This window comes from Paraburkholderia sp. 2C (genome assembly GCF_054589215.1).
Window position 1 is genome coordinate 821308 of record NZ_BAAILL010000036.1, and the last position, 15730, is coordinate 837037.

The 15730-nt window shown below is 61.9% G+C and carries 14 protein-coding genes; 6 read left to right on the forward strand and 8 right to left on the reverse strand.

The annotated features are described in order from the left end of the window. Window positions 1-2: 2 nt before the first annotated feature. The 4 genes from ACYPXD_RS16375 to hyfB are packed head-to-tail and all read right to left on the reverse strand — an operon-like array spanning window position 3 to window position 5071. Complete coding sequence (locus ACYPXD_RS16375; protein ID WP_459713140.1) at window positions 3-1463, reverse strand: hydrogenase 4 subunit F; 1461 nt, start codon at window positions 1461-1463, stop codon at window positions 3-5. Further along, window positions 1456-2115 (reverse strand): formate hydrogenlyase, encoded by a 660-nt coding sequence (locus tag ACYPXD_RS16380; protein ID WP_459713379.1) that lies wholly within the window; start codon window positions 2113-2115, stop codon window positions 1456-1458. The genes ACYPXD_RS16375 and ACYPXD_RS16380 overlap by 8 nt, the downstream gene beginning before the upstream one ends. Then, window positions 2115-3065: a respiratory chain complex I subunit 1 family protein gene (locus ACYPXD_RS16385; protein ID WP_459713142.1), complete on the reverse strand. Its 951-nt coding sequence runs from the start codon at window positions 3063-3065 to the stop codon at window positions 2115-2117. Before ACYPXD_RS16385 ends, ACYPXD_RS16380 begins: the two co-directional genes overlap by 1 nt. Further along, window positions 3062-5071, reverse strand: a complete 2010-nt coding sequence (gene hyfB, locus ACYPXD_RS16390; RefSeq protein WP_459713144.1) for a hydrogenase 4 subunit B — start codon at window positions 5069-5071, stop codon at window positions 3062-3064. The genes ACYPXD_RS16385 and hyfB overlap by 4 nt, the downstream gene beginning before the upstream one ends. Window positions 5072-5586: 515 nt before the next feature. Between hyfB and ACYPXD_RS16395 the strand changes: the two genes are divergently transcribed. Further along, a complete protein-coding gene (locus tag ACYPXD_RS16395; protein WP_459713146.1) occupies window positions 5587-6033 on the forward strand; it encodes a hypothetical protein in 447 nt (148 codons plus the stop codon). A gap of 182 nt (window positions 6034-6215) precedes the next feature. Continuing rightward, window positions 6216-6413 (forward strand): ribbon-helix-helix protein, CopG family, encoded by a 198-nt coding sequence (locus tag ACYPXD_RS16400; protein WP_459713148.1) that lies wholly within the window; start codon window positions 6216-6218, stop codon window positions 6411-6413. 207 nt (window positions 6414-6620) lie between these two features. Here the strand turns inward: ACYPXD_RS16400 and ACYPXD_RS16405 are convergent, their stop codons facing one another. Continuing rightward, window positions 6621-6983: a helix-turn-helix domain-containing protein gene (locus ACYPXD_RS16405; RefSeq protein ID WP_459713150.1), complete on the reverse strand. Its 363-nt coding sequence runs from the start codon at window positions 6981-6983 to the stop codon at window positions 6621-6623. 166 nt (window positions 6984-7149) lie between these two features. Here ACYPXD_RS16405 and ACYPXD_RS16410 point away from each other — a divergent pair, with 166 nt between their 5' ends. Further along, window positions 7150-9837: an excinuclease ABC subunit UvrA gene (locus ACYPXD_RS16410; protein WP_459713153.1), complete on the forward strand. Its 2688-nt coding sequence runs from the start codon at window positions 7150-7152 to the stop codon at window positions 9835-9837. 98 nt (window positions 9838-9935) lie between these two features. Here the strand turns inward: ACYPXD_RS16410 and ACYPXD_RS16415 are convergent, their stop codons facing one another. Next, window positions 9936-10964 carry an SDR family oxidoreductase gene (locus tag ACYPXD_RS16415; RefSeq protein WP_459713155.1) on the reverse strand — a complete coding sequence of 343 codons (1029 nt, stop codon included), beginning with the start codon at window positions 10962-10964 and terminating at the stop codon, window positions 9936-9938. Window positions 10965-11018: 54 nt separating this feature from the next. On the opposite strand from ACYPXD_RS16415, the gene ACYPXD_RS16420 reads away from it, so the two are divergent. The 3 genes from ACYPXD_RS16420 to ACYPXD_RS16430 all read left to right on the forward strand — a co-directional run bounded on the left by ACYPXD_RS16420 (window position 11019) and on the right by ACYPXD_RS16430 (window position 14030). Further along, window positions 11019-12077 carry an AraC family transcriptional regulator gene (locus tag ACYPXD_RS16420; protein WP_459713158.1) on the forward strand — a complete coding sequence of 353 codons (1059 nt, stop codon included), beginning with the start codon at window positions 11019-11021 and terminating at the stop codon, window positions 12075-12077. A 334-nt stretch (window positions 12078-12411) separates the two neighbouring features. After that, window positions 12412-13089, forward strand: a complete 678-nt coding sequence (locus ACYPXD_RS16425) for a heavy metal response regulator transcription factor (RefSeq protein ID WP_459713160.1) — start codon at window positions 12412-12414, stop codon at window positions 13087-13089. Window positions 13090-13250: 161 nt separating this feature from the next. Then, window positions 13251-14030, forward strand: coding sequence for an alpha/beta hydrolase (locus ACYPXD_RS16430; RefSeq protein WP_459713162.1), 780 nt, complete (start codon window positions 13251-13253; stop codon window positions 14028-14030). Between the two features lie 321 nt (window positions 14031-14351). Here the strand turns inward: ACYPXD_RS16430 and ACYPXD_RS16435 are convergent, their stop codons facing one another. Further along, window positions 14352-14954 carry a TetR/AcrR family transcriptional regulator gene (locus tag ACYPXD_RS16435; protein ID WP_459713164.1) on the reverse strand — a complete coding sequence of 201 codons (603 nt, stop codon included), beginning with the start codon at window positions 14952-14954 and terminating at the stop codon, window positions 14352-14354. A gap of 73 nt (window positions 14955-15027) precedes the next feature. Then, window positions 15028-15435 carry a VOC family protein gene (locus tag ACYPXD_RS16440; RefSeq protein WP_459713167.1) on the reverse strand — a complete coding sequence of 136 codons (408 nt, stop codon included), beginning with the start codon at window positions 15433-15435 and terminating at the stop codon, window positions 15028-15030. Window positions 15436-15730 lie beyond the last annotated feature (295 nt).

Below are 15730 nucleotides of genomic sequence, written 5' to 3' on the forward strand. Positions count from 1 at the left end.
TGTCACCCCGCTATCAGCGCCGCCGCTTGCCGGTACCACGTGGCGAGATACGGCGGAATATAGAGTCCCAGCATCAGTCCAAGCGCCAGATGCACGAACACCGGCAGCAGCGCCGGCGAATGTTCGAGCACCGCCGCGGTGGTGCTGCCGAAAACCATATGCTGCACGCGCGAGAAGATCGTCGCGAACGCGACAGCCAGCGCGAGCAGCAGAAAAGGCGTCGTCCACGGCAGTTCCCTCATGGCATTCGTCACGATCAGAAACTCGCTGGCGAAAACGCCGAACGGCGGCATGCCGACAATGGCGAGCGCGCCGAGCATCATGCCCCATCCGACCGTCGGGCTCACCGCGAGCAGCCCTCGGATATCGTCGATCAGTTGCGTGCGAACCTTCTGTGCCGCATGGCCCACCGCAAAGAAAATGGCCGATTTCACAAGCGAATGAACGGTCATGTGCAGCAGGCCGGCGAAGGTTGCCGCGGGGCCGCCGATTCCGAACGCGAATGTCATGAGCCCCATGTGCTCGATCGACGAATACGAGAACAGACGCTTGACGTCTTTCTGCCGCAATAGCGAAAACGTCGCGACGATCACCGACACCAGCCCGAAGCCGACCAGCAGACGCCCGGGCAAGCCGTTTTGCAGCGCACCGTCGGCGAGCACCTTGCAACGCAGCACCGCATAGAGCGCGACGTTGAGCAGCAGGCCGGACAGCACGGCCGAAATCGGCGTCGGCCCTTCGGCATGCGCGTCGGGCAGCCAGTTGTGCATCGGCACAAGGCCGACCTTCGTGCCGTAGCCGATCAGCAGGAATACGAAGGCGAGCGATACGATGGTCGGATCAAGCGCGCCCTTCAGCGCGTTCAGATTGGTCCAGAGCAGCGCGTCGCCGCCGCCCAGTTCGCGGCTTGCCGCCAGATAGAGCAGGATCGTGCCGAACAGAGCCTGCGCGATGCCGACGCCGCAGAGGATGAAATACTTCCACGCGGCTTCGAGGCTCGCAGCGGTGCGATACACGCCCACGAGCAGCACGGTCGCGAGCGTCGCGGCCTCCATCGCGACCCACAGGATGCCCATGTTGTTCGTGAGCAGCGCAAGCAGCATCGCGAACACGAACAGTTGATACATGCTGTGATACAGGCGCATGCGCGCGCCGGTCATCTTGCCGCGGTCGCGTTCGATGCGCATGTAGGGCCGGGAGAAAACGGACGTGGTCCAGCCGACGAACGCAGTCAGCGCGACGAGGAACACGTTCAGCGGATCGACGAAGAAGAGCTTGCCAAACGCGAATGCTGGCCCGAGTTCGACCGTTCGCGCGGCCAGCAAGACGGCTGCAACGAGCGTCAGGAAACTGAACGCGATGTTCAGCTCCGGCGCGAGACGGTGCTGTCCGACGAGCGCGAGGCATCCGCCGGCCACGAGCGGAATGACGAAAACCAGCGGCAGCAGCCAGACCTCAGTCATCTTTGAGCTTCTCGAGGTGGTGAATGTCCAGGCTGTCGAATTGCTCGCGGATCTGGAACATGAAGATGCCGAGAATCAGGATGCCCACCAGCACGTCGAGCCCGATGCCGAGTTCGACGATCATCGGCATACCGTTGGTCGCCGTCGCGGCGGCAAAGAAAAGGCCGTTTTCCATCGACAGGAAGCCGATGACCTGTGGAATCGCCTTGGCCCGCGTAATCATCATCATGAACGACAGCAGCACGCATGCGAGCGCAATGCCGAGCGCGCCGCGCGCCACCGACGACGCAAGCTGGCTGATCGGCGTCGCGACGTTGAACGCGACGATGACGAGTCCGATGCCGATCAGCAGCGTCGTCGGAATGTTGATGAGCGGCTCAATATCCGTTTTGACGTTGAGCTGCCGCACGAGGCGGTAGAGAATCCATGGAATCACGCCCACCTTCAGCGCAAGCGTAAGCAAGGCCGACACGTACAGCTGCATATCAGCGGTCACGTAGCCAAGCACGAAGTTCGCAAGCACGAGCGTGACGCCTTGCAGCGTGTAGAGGTGAATCAGCGACAGGATCCGGCGCTGGCTGAGCATCGCGAACGAGAGCATCAGCAGAACCGCGGCGAGCAGGTTGATGATCTGCGTGGCGAGCCCGTGCATCATGCCCCCAGCAGAAAGTGGACGAGCATGCCCATGACGGCGAGCAGGAATGCCGTCGCGAGGAACTCCGGCACGCGGAAAATGCGCATCTTCGCGTTGAGCGCCTCGATGGCCGCGAGCACCGCGCCGCCGACCAGCAGCTTGACGCAAAGCGCCGGAATTGCGAACAGCAGCGCGCCGGGATTGCCTGCTTCGGCGATCCCCCAGGGCACGAACAGCGCCAGTCCGATGCACGAGTACGCAAACAGCTTGAGGCTCGAGGCCCATTCCATCAACGCGAGGTGGCGCCCTGAGTATTCGAGGATCAGCGCCTCGTGAATCATCGTCAGTTCGAGGTGCGTGGCAGGGTTATCGACCGGCAACCGGGCGTTTTCGGCCAGCGATACCATCGTGAACGCAATGCCGGCGAACGCGAGGCTCGGATAGATCGCGAGCTGCTCGTGGCTCAGCTTGCTGACGATTTGCGTGAGCAAGGTCGAATGCGTAATCAGCGATGCGGAAAACAGCACCATCAGCAGCGCCGGCTCGGCGAGAAAACCGACCAGCATTTCCCGGCGCGCGCCCAGCGTGCCGAACGCGGTGCCGATGTCCATCGCGGCAAGCGACAGCGCGACGCGCGCGAGCGCAAACAGGCCGACGAGCGCGATCGCGTCGGCTGCCGGCGACAGCGGCAGATCGGTCGACAAGGTCGGCACGATGGCGGCCGCGAGCGTCATGCAGGCCCACACCACATAGGGCGCGCCGCGGAAGATCGGGCTCGCGTGAACGGCAATGACCGATTCCTTGTTGAACAGCTTATGCAGCGTGCGATACGGCTGCCAGATCGACGGCGCGCGGCGGCTTTGCAGCCACGCACGGCACATGTTGATCCAGCCTGTCAGCAAGGGTGCGGCCGACAGCGCAAGGATGACTTCGAGCGCCTGGGAGAGCAGTCCGGATAGCGTCATCATCGCGTCACCAGCACCAGCAGGACGATGAGCACCAGAAAGCTGTACATCAGGTAAATCGCGATGCGTCCCGTCTGCAGCAGCCCGGCGACCGCGGCGGCACGCCTGACTGCACGCTCGATCGGCGCGTACAGAAGCGTCCAGGTCCGGTCGGTCGCGGCGACGCGATAGCGCGGCTGCGTATCGAACGGCGACGGCAACTCTCGTTCGATTCTGAACAGCGGCGCGAAGATCTCGCGGATCGGCTGGCCGAACCCCTCCGCCGTATCCTGCATCCGCGCGTTGACGAACGGATACCCGCACGCCCATGGAATCGCTCTTCGCAAGCGGCCGTGATAGAAGCGCCGTACCAGTCCCCAGGCGAGCGCACAGCAGCCGAGGAAGAAAAGCAGGAACACGACCGGCATGTAGCTCGCACGCTCGATATTGACAGGCGCGAGCAGCAGCCAGCCGTTGCGCGCGACTGACTGGCCGATTCCCGCGCCGATCAGTGCTTGCGTCACGCGATCGAGCACCGCCGCGAACTGCACCGGTAACAGGCCGAGCAGCACGCACATCGTCGCGAGCCATGCAAAGCCCGCGCGTTCCCACGGACTCGCATCGTGCGCGGCAGCAAGCTTCGCTTCGCGCGGCTGGCCGAGAAAGATGATGCCGAAGAACTTCACCATCGTATAACCGGCGAGCGCGGCAACCAGCGCGATCAGCGCCGCGACCACGGGCACGATCATGTTCAGGAAAGAATCGGGCAACCCGGGCGTGAACAGGAAGCTTTGCAGCAGTAGCCATTCGGACACGAAGCCGGAGAGCGGCGGCAGGCCCGCGCTCGACAGCGCGCCGAGCAGCGCCGCCCACGCGGTCCACGGCATGAACCGGATGAGGCCGCCAAGGCGCCCGAGATTGCGCTCGCCGGTAGCATGCAACACCGTGCCGGTCGCGACGAAAAGCAGGCTCTTGAAGGCGGCGTGGCTCGCGATCTGATACAGCAGCGCGGTCAGCGACAGCGCGGCAAGCGCCGGCATGCCATACGCACGAAAGAGGATCGCGAGCCCCATGCTCACGAACATCAGGCCGATGTTGTCGATCGACGAATACGCGAGCAGCCGTTTCATGTCTGTCTGGATCGCGCTGAACACCGCGCCTGACAGTGCGGTAAAGAGGCCGAGCACGAGCATGACGACGCCCCACCACGCAATCTGCAGGTGCAGCAGGTCGAATACGGTGCGCAGCATGCCGTAGAGCCCGGCCTTCAGCACGAATCCGCTCATCAGCGCCGACACCGGCGACGGCGCCGCAGGATGCGCCTGCGGCAACCACACGTGCAACGGGAAAATCCCCGCTTTTGCGCCGAAGCCGAACAGCGCGAGCAGAAAAGCGAGCGATGCCCAGAACGCGTCCAGGTGCTGCGCACGCATCCCGGAGAACGTGTAGTCGCCGCTTTTCGCCTGCAACAGCCCGAAACACAGCAGCAACGCTAGCGCACCGACGTGCGATATCAGGAAGTACAGATAGGCGGCATGCCGCGTCTCCACGGCGCGATGGTTGCTCATGACGAGGAACGCAGCGGTGAGCGACACCGTTTCCCAGGCAACCATGAACAGATAGGCATCGTCTGCGACGAGAACGGTCGCAAGGCTCGCCATGCATACGTGATATCCGAAGCACAACAGCCCCGGCGGGGTGCCCTCGCCCTTGCGGAAATAGCCCGCCGAAAACGCGCTGACACCGGCGGTGACCATGCCGAGCACCGCAAGGAAATAGGCCGATAACCCGTCGAGCCTGACGTGGAACGGCAACCCGGGAAGCCCGAGCGGCAACACGGCTTGCTCGGGACCGCGGAACACGCCCGCCACACCGAGCAGACAGAGAAGCAGTCCGCACGCCGCGCCTGCCGGAAACAGGATCCTTGCAACGAACCCTGTGCGTCGCAAGACCGCAAGCCCGAGGACTGCAAGCGCAAGCCAGCCTGCAATGACCAGCAAGATCCCCTGGAGTATGGATAGATGTTCCATCGCACCCTGCTCTCTTTCCGACGTCTACCGGTTGCCGGCGCGGCACGCGCTATCGAATGGGGCCGCCATTCATGCGCTGCCGATCCGGAACAGCACTAGCGGATTCATGTTCCGCTGCCAGGCGAGGCCCACGCAGACGAGTTCCCAATTGAGTGCACGTCGCATCCGATGCCTCTTCCGGTCGCCTCGTGGTCGCGAAATCGCCGGGGTCTGCCCGGCAGGATCATAAAATTATCAGATCATGATAATGACGTTATCATCCTAGCAGCTTTATTCGCGGCAATCCATCAAGGGATGACACAGGTCCGGCGGTCGCGAAAGTATCTACCAACCCGAGCGCGAGGCACCCTATGACCGCAATCCCTGCCCGCCTCGCGCCGGTATTCGCGACGCACATATTATGATAATGTCGTTATCATTTCCTACGTTTTAATGGTAACCGGTCGGGAGAACCCGGATGAGGGTAGCGCCGCCACTTGAAAACGGGCATGCCATGCCTCGCCAGAGGGGCGAACATGATTGATATCTCTGTTCCCCTGATGTCGCACAACCACCTGTATCGCCATGTTCGCGACCTGACAGGCGTCCGTGGCCTGGTTGTCGTTGGCATCGGAAAGGCTGGCGAACGCGGTTTCCAGATGCTGTACCGGTTCGCGGATATGTGTGATCGCCTCGAGGCGTGCGGCATCAACGTCATCTTCGTCTACCCGAAGGAATCGGTACGCCATGTTTTCGACGCCACATCGATACGCAGCACGCGATATCGGCAGAAAGAGTGCCTGTTCCTCGACGAGGGCGGCCGCTTCTTCCGCAGACCGCTCCACGCAAAATCGCTGCGTGCGGTGTACCTTGACAATGGGATGCAGCCGACCGCGACGGCCGACGTGGCGTTGCTCGACGAGACGTGGGACGAGCGGTTACGCGCCTTCCTTGTGAAGATTATCGGACGATGCCTGCATTGATCCACGTAGAAGCCTGCCTATGGGACCCACGATGCGGTTGAAGAGCGCGGGTTGCGACCGCGCTGCATGTCACATTCTTTGATGCCAGGGCTGCCAGTCCGTGGCGCCCCGGACCGCCGTGGCAAGTGTGTTTCAGACAGTGTATTATCATTCGATTAACATATCGGGAAGCTGCTGCTGACATGGAAACGAAAACTGCCCGGCTGACGGTGCTGATCGATCCGGTGAAGAAGGAGGCGTTCGAGAAACTGTGTGCGTCACAGGATCTGACACCGTCGCAGGTGGTACGTCAACTGATCCGCGAGTACCTCGAACAACACGGCGTGACTTACCGTACCCGGAGCGCAGTCGGGCCTCACCCTCGCCGTAAGAGCACCTGATAGTTCACGCTGTCTCACATCGGACAAGAATCAGATTAGCTTGAAAAAATCCGGCTTCAAACGGTCGGCAACATCAAACTGGCAACCTGCGATCTCGCACCACGAAGCACAGTTGCTGACGCGCAATGAAGTTCATCCGGACACGTTTGCTTCTCGCTGGGTGAACTCCTCCTCGTGCGATCGGTTTCCCTCCGCTTGACAATGCGATCATATGGCTTCGCCTTCAATCGTCGGCGCTTCCTTTTTCGCGGATTCGCGATGAAGCGAATATTCGCGAGGCGCCGTACCATATCGCGCCTCGAACGTCCGGCTGACATGCGAATGGTTGCTGAAGCCACAGCGTGCAGCAACGTCGTGAATAGGTATCCCCGGTTGACCTTCGGGCATCCGGCAAGCGCGTTCGAGTCGAACTGAATACAGATAGCTGATCGGCATAGACCGTGCCGCCTGCAGGCACGCGCCAGTACACTGTTTGAGGCATGCAACTCGTCGGCGATGCTGCGCCCCGAGCGGCGAATACTGCTTTCTTCCGCGCCGCACCGGTGGTGTGTCCGTGTGTCCATTAATCACTGCACTCCGCGCGCGGAGAAGCGCTCGATACAGGCGGTCGTTCTCGATTGACGGGGTGCATGCGCCCTGCCTTTACTGGCATCATCGCCATATAACCTTCGGGCATGCTCCGTGCAACGTCATTAGCGTTGGCCCGCAGGGCCATGCTTGTTCGCCACTCATCGATATGGACGCCATCGACAACCAAGCACGCTCGACGCCGCCGCCGACCGAGAAGCCCGTCTTTACCGGCTTCGTGCGGGTGCGCGGCGCTCGCGAACATAATCTGAAAAACATCGATGTGCAGATTCCGCGCGATGCGCTGGTCGTTTTCACCGGCGTGTCCGGATCGGGCAAATCGTCGCTGGCATTCGGCACGTTGTACGCCGAAGCGCAGCGGCGCTATTTCGAATCTGTCGCGCCGTATGCCAGGCGCCTGATTGAGCAGGTCGGCGTGCCCAAAGTGGACGCCATCGAAGGCCTGCCGCCCGCGGTCGCGTTGCAGCAGCAGCGCGGCACGCCGAGCGCGCGCTCGTCGGTGGGCAGCGTGACCACGCTGTCGAGTCTCGTGCGCATGCTCTATTCGCGCACGGGCGACTACCCGCCGAAGCAGCCCATGCTGTTCGCCGAGGATTTCTCGCCGAACACGGTGCAAGGCGCCTGTCCGACTTGCCATGGACTTGGCCGCGTGTACGAGGTCACCGAAAAGTCGATGGTGCCTGACGACTCGCTGACCATTCGCGAGCGCGCAATCGCCGCATGGCCGCCCGCGTGGCACGGACAAAACCTGCGCGACATTCTGGTGACCCTCGGCTACGACGTCGATAAACCGTGGCGCGATTTGCCAAAAAAAGACCGCGACTGGATTCTTTTCACCGACGAACAGCCGACCGTGCCCGTCTACGCCGGACTCACGCCGAAAGAAACACGCGCCGCGCTCAAGCGCAAGGACGAACCCAGCTATCAAGGGACATTCACCGGCGCACGCCGCTATGTACTGCACACGTTCGCGAACACGCAAAGCGCGTTGATGAAAAAACGCGTGTCGCAATTCATGATTGGCAGCGTCTGTCCGACCTGTCATGGCAAGCGGCTCAAGAAGGAAGCGCTGTCGGTGAAATTCGCCGGGCTCGATATCGGCGCGTTCGCTCAGTTGCCGCTAGCCAGACTCGCCGAGATGCTCGAACCGATCGCGCGCGGCGAATGGCCCGAGCCGGATGCCGCGCATTCGGGCAAAAACGCCGGCAAAGGCGGCGTGCTCAGCAGGAGCGCCATGCGCGATGCCGTCGATAAACGGATCGCCGCAGGCGGGTCCGCGCATAAAGCCTCGCCCGACGTACGGCGCACACCCAATCTGTCCGAAGAAAAACGCGTCGCCGCGCAGCGCATTGCAGCCGAGTTGCTCGAACGCCTGACAACCCTGGTCGATCTGGGTCTGGGCTACCTCGCGCTGGAGCGCAGTACGCCCACACTGTCATCCGGCGAACTGCAGCGCTTGCGACTCGCCACGCAGTTGTCGTCGCAGTTGTTCGGCGTCGTGTATGTGCTCGACGAGCCATCGGCCGGCCTGCACCCCGCGGATGGCGAAGCGCTCTTCAGCGCGCTGCAGAGCCTGAAGGCCGCCGGCAATTCGCTGTTTGTCGTCGAACACGATCTGCAGATGATGCGGCGCGCCGACTGGCTCGTCGATGTCGGTCCTGCGGCCGGCGAAGCCGGCGGCCATGTCGTCTATAGTGGGCCGCCCGCCGGTCTCGCCAATGTCGAAGCGTCATATACCCGCCGACATCTGTTTGCGCCGCCCACGCCCGTCGCACGCGCGGCGCGCGAACCAGTCGGCTGGCTGCGGCTCGCCGGCATCACGCGCAATAATCTGCATGGTCTGGACGCCGCGTTTCCGCTCGGCTGCCTGACTGCCGTCACGGGCGTGTCGGGCTCGGGCAAATCGAGCCTCGTGAGCCAGGCGTTGCCGGAGCTGGTCGCTAGCCACCTTGGACGCGCCTTTGAAAACCCCGACGACGACGAGCAGGATCCGTTGCTCGCGAGCGCAAGCGCGCCGACCGGCGGCCGCATTGCCGAAGGCATGGACGCGCTGCGCCGCCTCGTGCGCGTCGATCAGAAACCGATCGGCCGCACGCCGCGCTCCAATCTCGCCACCTACACGGGCCTCTTCGACCACGTGCGCAAGCTGTTCGCCGACACGCCACTGGCTCGCAAGCGTCGCTACGGCGCGGGCCGCTTCTCCTTCAACGTGGCGCAAGGCCGTTGCCCGACGTGTGAAGGCGAAGGCTTCGTCAGCGTCGAACTCCTGTTCCTGCCAAGCGTCTATGCGCCCTGCTCGACCTGTGACGGCACGCGCTACAACGCGCAAACGCTGGAAGTCACATGGCGCGATAAGAACATCGCCGAGGTGCTTGGCCTGACCGTCGACGCCGCCTGCGATTTCTTCGCCGATGAAGCCAGCGTGATGCGCGCGCTGAAAGTGCTGCATGACATCGGCCTCGGCTATCTGCGTCTCGGTCAACCCGCCACCGAATTGTCCGGTGGCGAAGCTCAGCGCATCAAGCTCGCCACGGAACTGCAACGCGCACAACGCGGCGACACGCTGTATATCCTCGACGAACCGACCACCGGCCTGCATCCCGCCGACGTCGATCGGCTGATGGTGCAACTCCAGGGACTCGTGGATGCCGGCAACACCGTCGTCATGGTCGAGCACGACATGCGGGTAGCCGCGCAAAGCGACTGGGTTGTCGACGTCGGCCCGGGCGCCGGCGACGCCGGCGGCAAGATCGTGGCGAGCGGCACACCGGCCCAGGTCGTGCGCGCGAAGGAAAGCCTCACCGCCGAGTATCTACGGCAACAGCTCGTAGCGTGAAAGAAGGAGCGTGTCCGCTCGCGAGCGGCGCGCTTTTGGGACCGGCGCCCAGGCAAAGCGCGAGCGGTCCGGATAGCTTCCCGATAGCTTCCCGATAGCTAAGCCCCGAGCAGATTCAGCCGGACGAGGCTCTCGGCAGTCGCAACGATTGCGTCCTCCGCCGAACGCGGCTTCCAGCCAAGACGCTCTTCCGCCTTCGCGCTCGTCGCGTTCATGTTGACTCCTAGCATCGGTGCAATGGCCTTCATCTGAGGGTTCTTCCGTGCGCCGAGTCGAACGAGCCAGTTGGGCAAGACGCGCGTCGAAACCTTGCTGGCCGTCGGCCCCATGCGCCTGCGCAGGATCCTGGCGACGTCGGCCATCCACAGGCTTTCGCCGGCGGACGCGAGAAAGCGCTCCCCATCGGCGCTCCGCGCCAACATGGCACGCACATGCAAGTCGGCAACATCGCGTACATCGACAAAACACGAGTTGAGCTTGGGTACCCCGGGCTGGCCCTCCATCATGTTCTTGATCATTCGAATCGAATGCGAGTAGTCAGCGCCGAGGGCGGGTCCTAAAACCGTTGTGGGATTGACGGCAGCCATCTCCAGGCCGTTGCCCTCCTTCCTCACGAAATCCCAGGCAGCCTGTTCTGCAAGTGTTTTTGACCTTTGATAGGGCGCGAGGTCGCTCTGCAGATTACTCCAATCGTTATCATTGAAAGGCCGGTTAAGCGGTCCGTGACCGCAGCCAACCGCGCCAAACGCAGAGGTCAGAACGAGACGCTTCACACCGGCGTCGCGCGCTGCCCGCAAGACTCGCAGATTGCCTTCGACAGCGGGCTCATTCCAGTCGCCCTGCGTGACGTAGTTGCCCGACGGAGTCGAGGAAGCGCTGTGAATGACATATGTACAGCCGCGGCTTGCCTCGGCCCATCCCATGTCGGAACCGAGGTCTGCCGAGACGAACGACAGAAGATCACCCGGTTCTGCACCGCCCGTCCTCAGGTTCTCCCGGACTTCTGCTTCCCGCGACAAGTTGCGCAGCGTAGTGCGGATCCGATAGCCCTGACCCAGCAAAGCCAGGATGCAATGTTGAGCGATAAACCCCGTTCCGCCCGTGACGAGCACCAGTTCCTGGCCCATTTTTGATCCTTATCTTAGACAAGCAGACGATAAGCCACGCCGACCGTACTGAGAATGCTTGAAAGTACGTTTTGCATGTGCAAGAGTACGAAGATGACGACCGATCCGTTCTCCGACATCCTCAAACTGACGCGGGCTCAGAGTCTCGTCACCGGCGGCTTTACGGCTGGTGGACCATGGGCAGTGCGATTCCCTGCGCCGGACAAGATCAAGTTTTTTGCCGTTGTGAAGGGGAACTGCTGGGTACGGCTCGAGGGCCAACCCGAGCCGGCGCGTTTCGAGACCGGCGATGTCGGCTTGCTCTCTGCCCTGCGCTGGTCGATCCTGTCGAGTGATCTGGAGACCGAGCCGATCGAAGCGATGGATATCTTCTCTCGCGCAGGACGCTCAACTGCGCAGCTAGGAAACGGGAACGAGTTCGCCCACCTCGGAGGACACGTGTTGCTTGACCCCGTCAGCGGCCCCCTGCTGCTGAACGTCTTGCCTCCCTGGATCCATATCAAGGCCGCGTCGCCGCAAGCGGCGGTATTCAGTTGGCTTCTCGACAGACTGGTGGAGGAGCGAGCGGCAGGGCAACCCGGGTCGCAACTCGCTTCGGCGCAACTGTCGCAGTTGCTGTTCATCGAGATTCTGCGCGCGCACCTGGCGACGTCGGGGCCGCTCAACGCTGGATGGCTGCGTGCGTTGAGCGACGCACGCATCGCCCCGGCGCTCCGCTTGATGCACGAGAGCCCCGCAAGGTCGTGGCATCTCGAGGATCTGGCCCAGGCTTGCGCCATGTCGCGAACAACATTCGCTTCCCACTTCAAAGCCGTCGCCGGCGTGGCGCCACTGACTTATCTGACCCATTGGCGCATGCGATTGGCGGAACGCGCACTGGGAGACGATGCCACGCCGGTTTCGGTCGTGGCTCAGACGCTGGGGTATGCGTCTGAGAGCGCGTTCAGCCACGCTTTCAAGCGCATCACGGGGAGATCGCCCAAGGGCTATCGGACTGCATTACGCTCGACGGATCAGCCCACCATTGGCCACGCTCCTGGCCGCGCCCGACCATCCGCGATGGGGGGCTCTATTGATCTCACGCTTCCAGTCGAAACGCTTCCGCCAGGTTGATGCAAGCAAATTCGCGTCTCGTGGTCTACCGATTCAACCAGCGTTAAACGGGTGGTCGAACACGATATTGCCCGTGGCGTCCGTCTATGCGGCTAGCAGACCGCCACGATTCACGGTGGCGCCCGATCGCACGTCAAGTGCGCCATTTCGTTGCGACCGTCCCCCGCATTGTCGAGTGGATCGGCGGCATCGTCGGTCATGACACCAATCGCGACATGGCATGACAACGCATCGGCCCTGCGCACCTCGTCATTTTTTTGTAATGACCGGGTAACCGCGAGGTTCGGACCACGCCCGTAGACTTTCCTCACGATGTTTCAACCACCTGGTTTCCATGAAAATCCTCGTTATCGACGACGAAGCGAAAACTGGCGATTACCTGCGTAACGGATTGACCGACGCAGGCTACCTGGTTGACGTCGCCCTCAATGGCATTGACGGGCTGCGTCTCGCACAGGAAATGCGCTATGACCTCATCGTCCTGGACGTGATGATGCCTCAGATGGATGGCTGGACTGTCATGCAGAAGCTCGACACACGGTTGGATTCACGGGTGCTATTCCTGAGCGCGCGCGGCACGCGCGAAGATCGCCTCAAGGGCCTCGAACTCGGCGCGGACGATTACCTCGTCAAGCCATTCTCGTTTGCCGAACTGCTCGCGCGGGTTCGCCTGATTCTGCGGCGCGATGAGCCCGTCAGGCGACAGCCGGATTTACTCGAGGCAGGCGACCTTCGCGTTGATATCGTCAAGCGGCGCGTGGCACGCGGCGATGCGCGTATCACGCTAACAAACAGGGAATTCACGCTGCTCCGTTTCCTGATGCAGCATCAGGCTCAAGTGCTTCCGCGCGCCCTGATCGCGTCGCGCGTTTGGGACATGAACTTTGACAGCGATAGCAATGTGGTCGACGTGGCCGTGCGCCGGCTCCGTCAAAAAATTGACGACCCGTTTCCACGGCGCCTCATTCATACGATATACGGCGTGGGCTATCGATTCGAGTACGAAGCATGACGTGCCCTTCGCTCACCAGGCGCCGCGCCGCGACGTCTTCAGTCAGCAACGCATGACGTTTTACCCCTGTGACTGCCGCGCCCCGGTCGAGCCAGTCACGCCAGCAGCTCACTTTTACGCTTCAACACCACCGCAGCAACATCAACCAAAAGGAAATCGGCATGAAACGCAGCATGATCGGCGCTACCCTCACCGCGCTCTCTTTGACCTTCGCAGCTCACTCGGCGCTGGCCGAGACGAATGCACCCGCCACCCCCGTTCACAATATCGTGCTTGTGCACGGCTTGTTTGCCGACGGATCCAGTTGGGAAAAGGTCATTCCCCTGTTGCAGGCAAAGGGTTTCCATGTAACCTCGGTTCAGAACCCGACGACCTCGCTGGACGCGGACGTCGATGCGGTCAAGCGCGCACTCGCTCAGCAAGACGGGCCGACACTGCTGGTTGCCCACTCGTATGGGGGCATGGTCATCAGTCAAGCGGGCGACGATCCGAAGGTCACAGGCCTGGTTTATATCGCCGCACGCGCGCCCGAAGCCGGCGAAGACTATCCTGCGCTGACGCGCAAGTTCCCGGCTGCCCCGGCATCGGCGGGACTGCAGTGGTCCGCGGACGGCTATGGCAAGCTCTCCGAAAATGCATTCGTCAAGGACTTCGCAGGCGACTTGCCGACTGCGGAGGCCGAAAAGTACTACGCGGTGCAGCAACCCATCGGCAAGGCCATCACCATGGCCAAAACGACCGTCGCGGCATGGCACGACAAACCGACGTGGTATGCCGTCTCAACCGAAGACCGCACGATCAATTCCGATCTCCAACGTTTTATGGCGAATCGGATGAAGGCGCACACGATCGAGATTCCCTCGTCGCACGTATCGCTGATTTCGCATCCGCAGGAAGTCGCGAATCTTATTCTGGAAGCGGCGGGGCAGCAGGCGAAGTGACGACTGACTGAAGGGCGGCTTTCGCAATGAGGGTGGATATGCTCTTGTTGCGAGGCGCCCTGTTTGGGTACAGGAGCCTCAATTTTCAACGATCTCCTTTCGCCATCCTTCGCGCCTGATGACAGTAGCAGGCGGTGCTACGATGCGTCGCCATCCTCTTTTTGAGGAATCAACGGCTGAGGTTGCACACCGGACACGGCGCAGTAACACGCGAAGTAACACGCGAAGTAACACGCGACGAACGCCGAGAGCATTTCACGCAAATCCTTGCTATGCACCCCGCAGGAACCCGAACGTCTCAGCGTCCCGTCGGGCGCGGGGTCAGGTCCTGGCGAGATAACCGAAGACGGCCGCGCGCAGGCGTTTTTCGAGACCGTCGAAGTCGGTTTCGCCGCGCTCGCCCGCGGAATCGACCATTCCGCGAATAATGGCGATGACGTCCGCCGCGGCGACATCGAGACGTTTATGTTCCGGTGCGGCGCGCCGCAGCACTTCGAGGAACAAGTCCTCAAGCTCGTCTTTTTCCACTTCGCCGCGTAACGTCGGCCGCGCTTCCTCAATATCGAGCAGACGCGCAAGCGTCGGACGCTGCAATTGCTGACGCACCGCCGCGGCAAGCAAATATTCCAGCGCCGCTTTGCCGCTGCGCTTCGTGAGCGCGACAACCGCGTCGTCATAAAACCGCCTGTTCTCGCGATTGATGAGCGCGACCGTCAGCGCGTCCTTGCCCGGAAAATACTGATACAGCGATCCGATGCTCACGCCCGCACGACGTGCGACGGCGTTCGTGTTGAAGCCTGCAAAACCTTCCTTTTCGAGAATTTGCGCCGCTGCTTCGATAATCGATGCAACCGTTTCCTCGGCGCGCCCCTGCAGCGGCACTCTGCGAGGGCGCGTGGGCTTGTGCGTTGGACGGTTTTTCAAGCTTGCCCCGCCGATGCTGCATCGATCATTGGCGTCCCTCCGCGATCAAGCCGGTTGTGCGAACGAACCGCACTCAGTCCTCGAACGTCGTGCGATATTCGGGCGCTGCATCAGCGCGCGTGTTGAGTTCGAACATCACGCCACCTGGTGCCCGGCAGAAGAAACGTGAGCCGCGTCCGTTATTGAAAATGCCTGTTTCCATGTCAACACCTTCCGTGACGAATCGCTCATAAAGGGCGTTGAGATCTTCTGGCGTCGGCAATTCAAAGCCTGCGTGAAACGCGCGCGGATAGGTGGGCACGTGATCGGTAACACTGTCGATCACCACGTCAAAGCCTGGTCGCTTCAGAATGACCGAGCCCTCCCATGTGCTGGACACGGTGAACCCGAGATAGCGTTCAAAAAATCCGGCGGTCGCAGGAACGTCGGCGGAAGGAAAGCTCAGGTGGTTGAGCCTCATGCTTTTAATTGTTTCAGTCATCGAGAATATCTCCGTCATTCAGGCCGGGCAGCGGGATGCAAGGCCAGTGACGGTAATAATATAAGCAAAAGCTCACATCCTGAACTCGCTTTAGCGAAGTGCGAGACCTGCCACACGGCATGGGCTTTTGCGCCCCGCCGGGTTCTTCTCCGAGCCATGCCTGCTCACATTCGCGCCGTCAATCGATGGCTGGAAGGCCTCTTTGCGCCGGCGCCGCGCGACATCACGGAACTGCGATGCCCGTGCAAGGGCGCATGAAAGGCGAGCGCCTGGCAGTACGATTGTCGACCATTGA

Bases quoted from the DNA above. Each gene is read 5' to 3' on its own strand.
- ACYPXD_RS16395 (WP_459713146.1), top strand. From the start codon at position 5,587: ATGATTGATATCTCTGTTCCCCTGATGTCGCACAACCACCTGTATCGC.
- ACYPXD_RS16380 (WP_459713379.1), bottom strand. From the start codon at position 2,115: ATGCACGGGCTCGCCACGCAGATCATCAACCTGCTCGCCGCGGTTCTG.
- ACYPXD_RS16385 (WP_459713142.1), bottom strand. From the start codon at position 3,065: ATGATGACGCTATCCGGACTGCTCTCCCAGGCGCTCGAAGTCATCCTT.
- ACYPXD_RS16425 (WP_459713160.1), top strand. From the start codon at position 12,412: ATGAAAATCCTCGTTATCGACGACGAAGCGAAAACTGGCGATTACCTG.
- hyfB (WP_459713144.1), bottom strand. From the start codon at position 5,071: ATGGAACATCTATCCATACTCCAGGGGATCTTGCTGGTCATTGCAGGC.
- ACYPXD_RS16420 (WP_459713158.1), top strand. From the start codon at position 11,019: ATGCTTGAAAGTACGTTTTGCATGTGCAAGAGTACGAAGATGACGACC.
- ACYPXD_RS16430 (WP_459713162.1), top strand. From the start codon at position 13,251: ATGAAACGCAGCATGATCGGCGCTACCCTCACCGCGCTCTCTTTGACC.
- ACYPXD_RS16415 (WP_459713155.1), bottom strand. From the start codon at position 10,964: ATGGGCCAGGAACTGGTGCTCGTCACGGGCGGAACGGGGTTTATCGCT.
- ACYPXD_RS16410 (WP_459713153.1), top strand. From the start codon at position 7,150: ATGGACGCCATCGACAACCAAGCACGCTCGACGCCGCCGCCGACCGAG.
- ACYPXD_RS16400 (WP_459713148.1), top strand. From the start codon at position 6,216: ATGGAAACGAAAACTGCCCGGCTGACGGTGCTGATCGATCCGGTGAAG.
- ACYPXD_RS16375 (WP_459713140.1), bottom strand. From the start codon at position 1,463: ATGACTGAGGTCTGGCTGCTGCCGCTGGTTTTCGTCATTCCGCTCGTG.
- ACYPXD_RS16440 (WP_459713167.1), bottom strand. From the start codon at position 15,435: ATGACTGAAACAATTAAAAGCATGAGGCTCAACCACCTGAGCTTTCCT.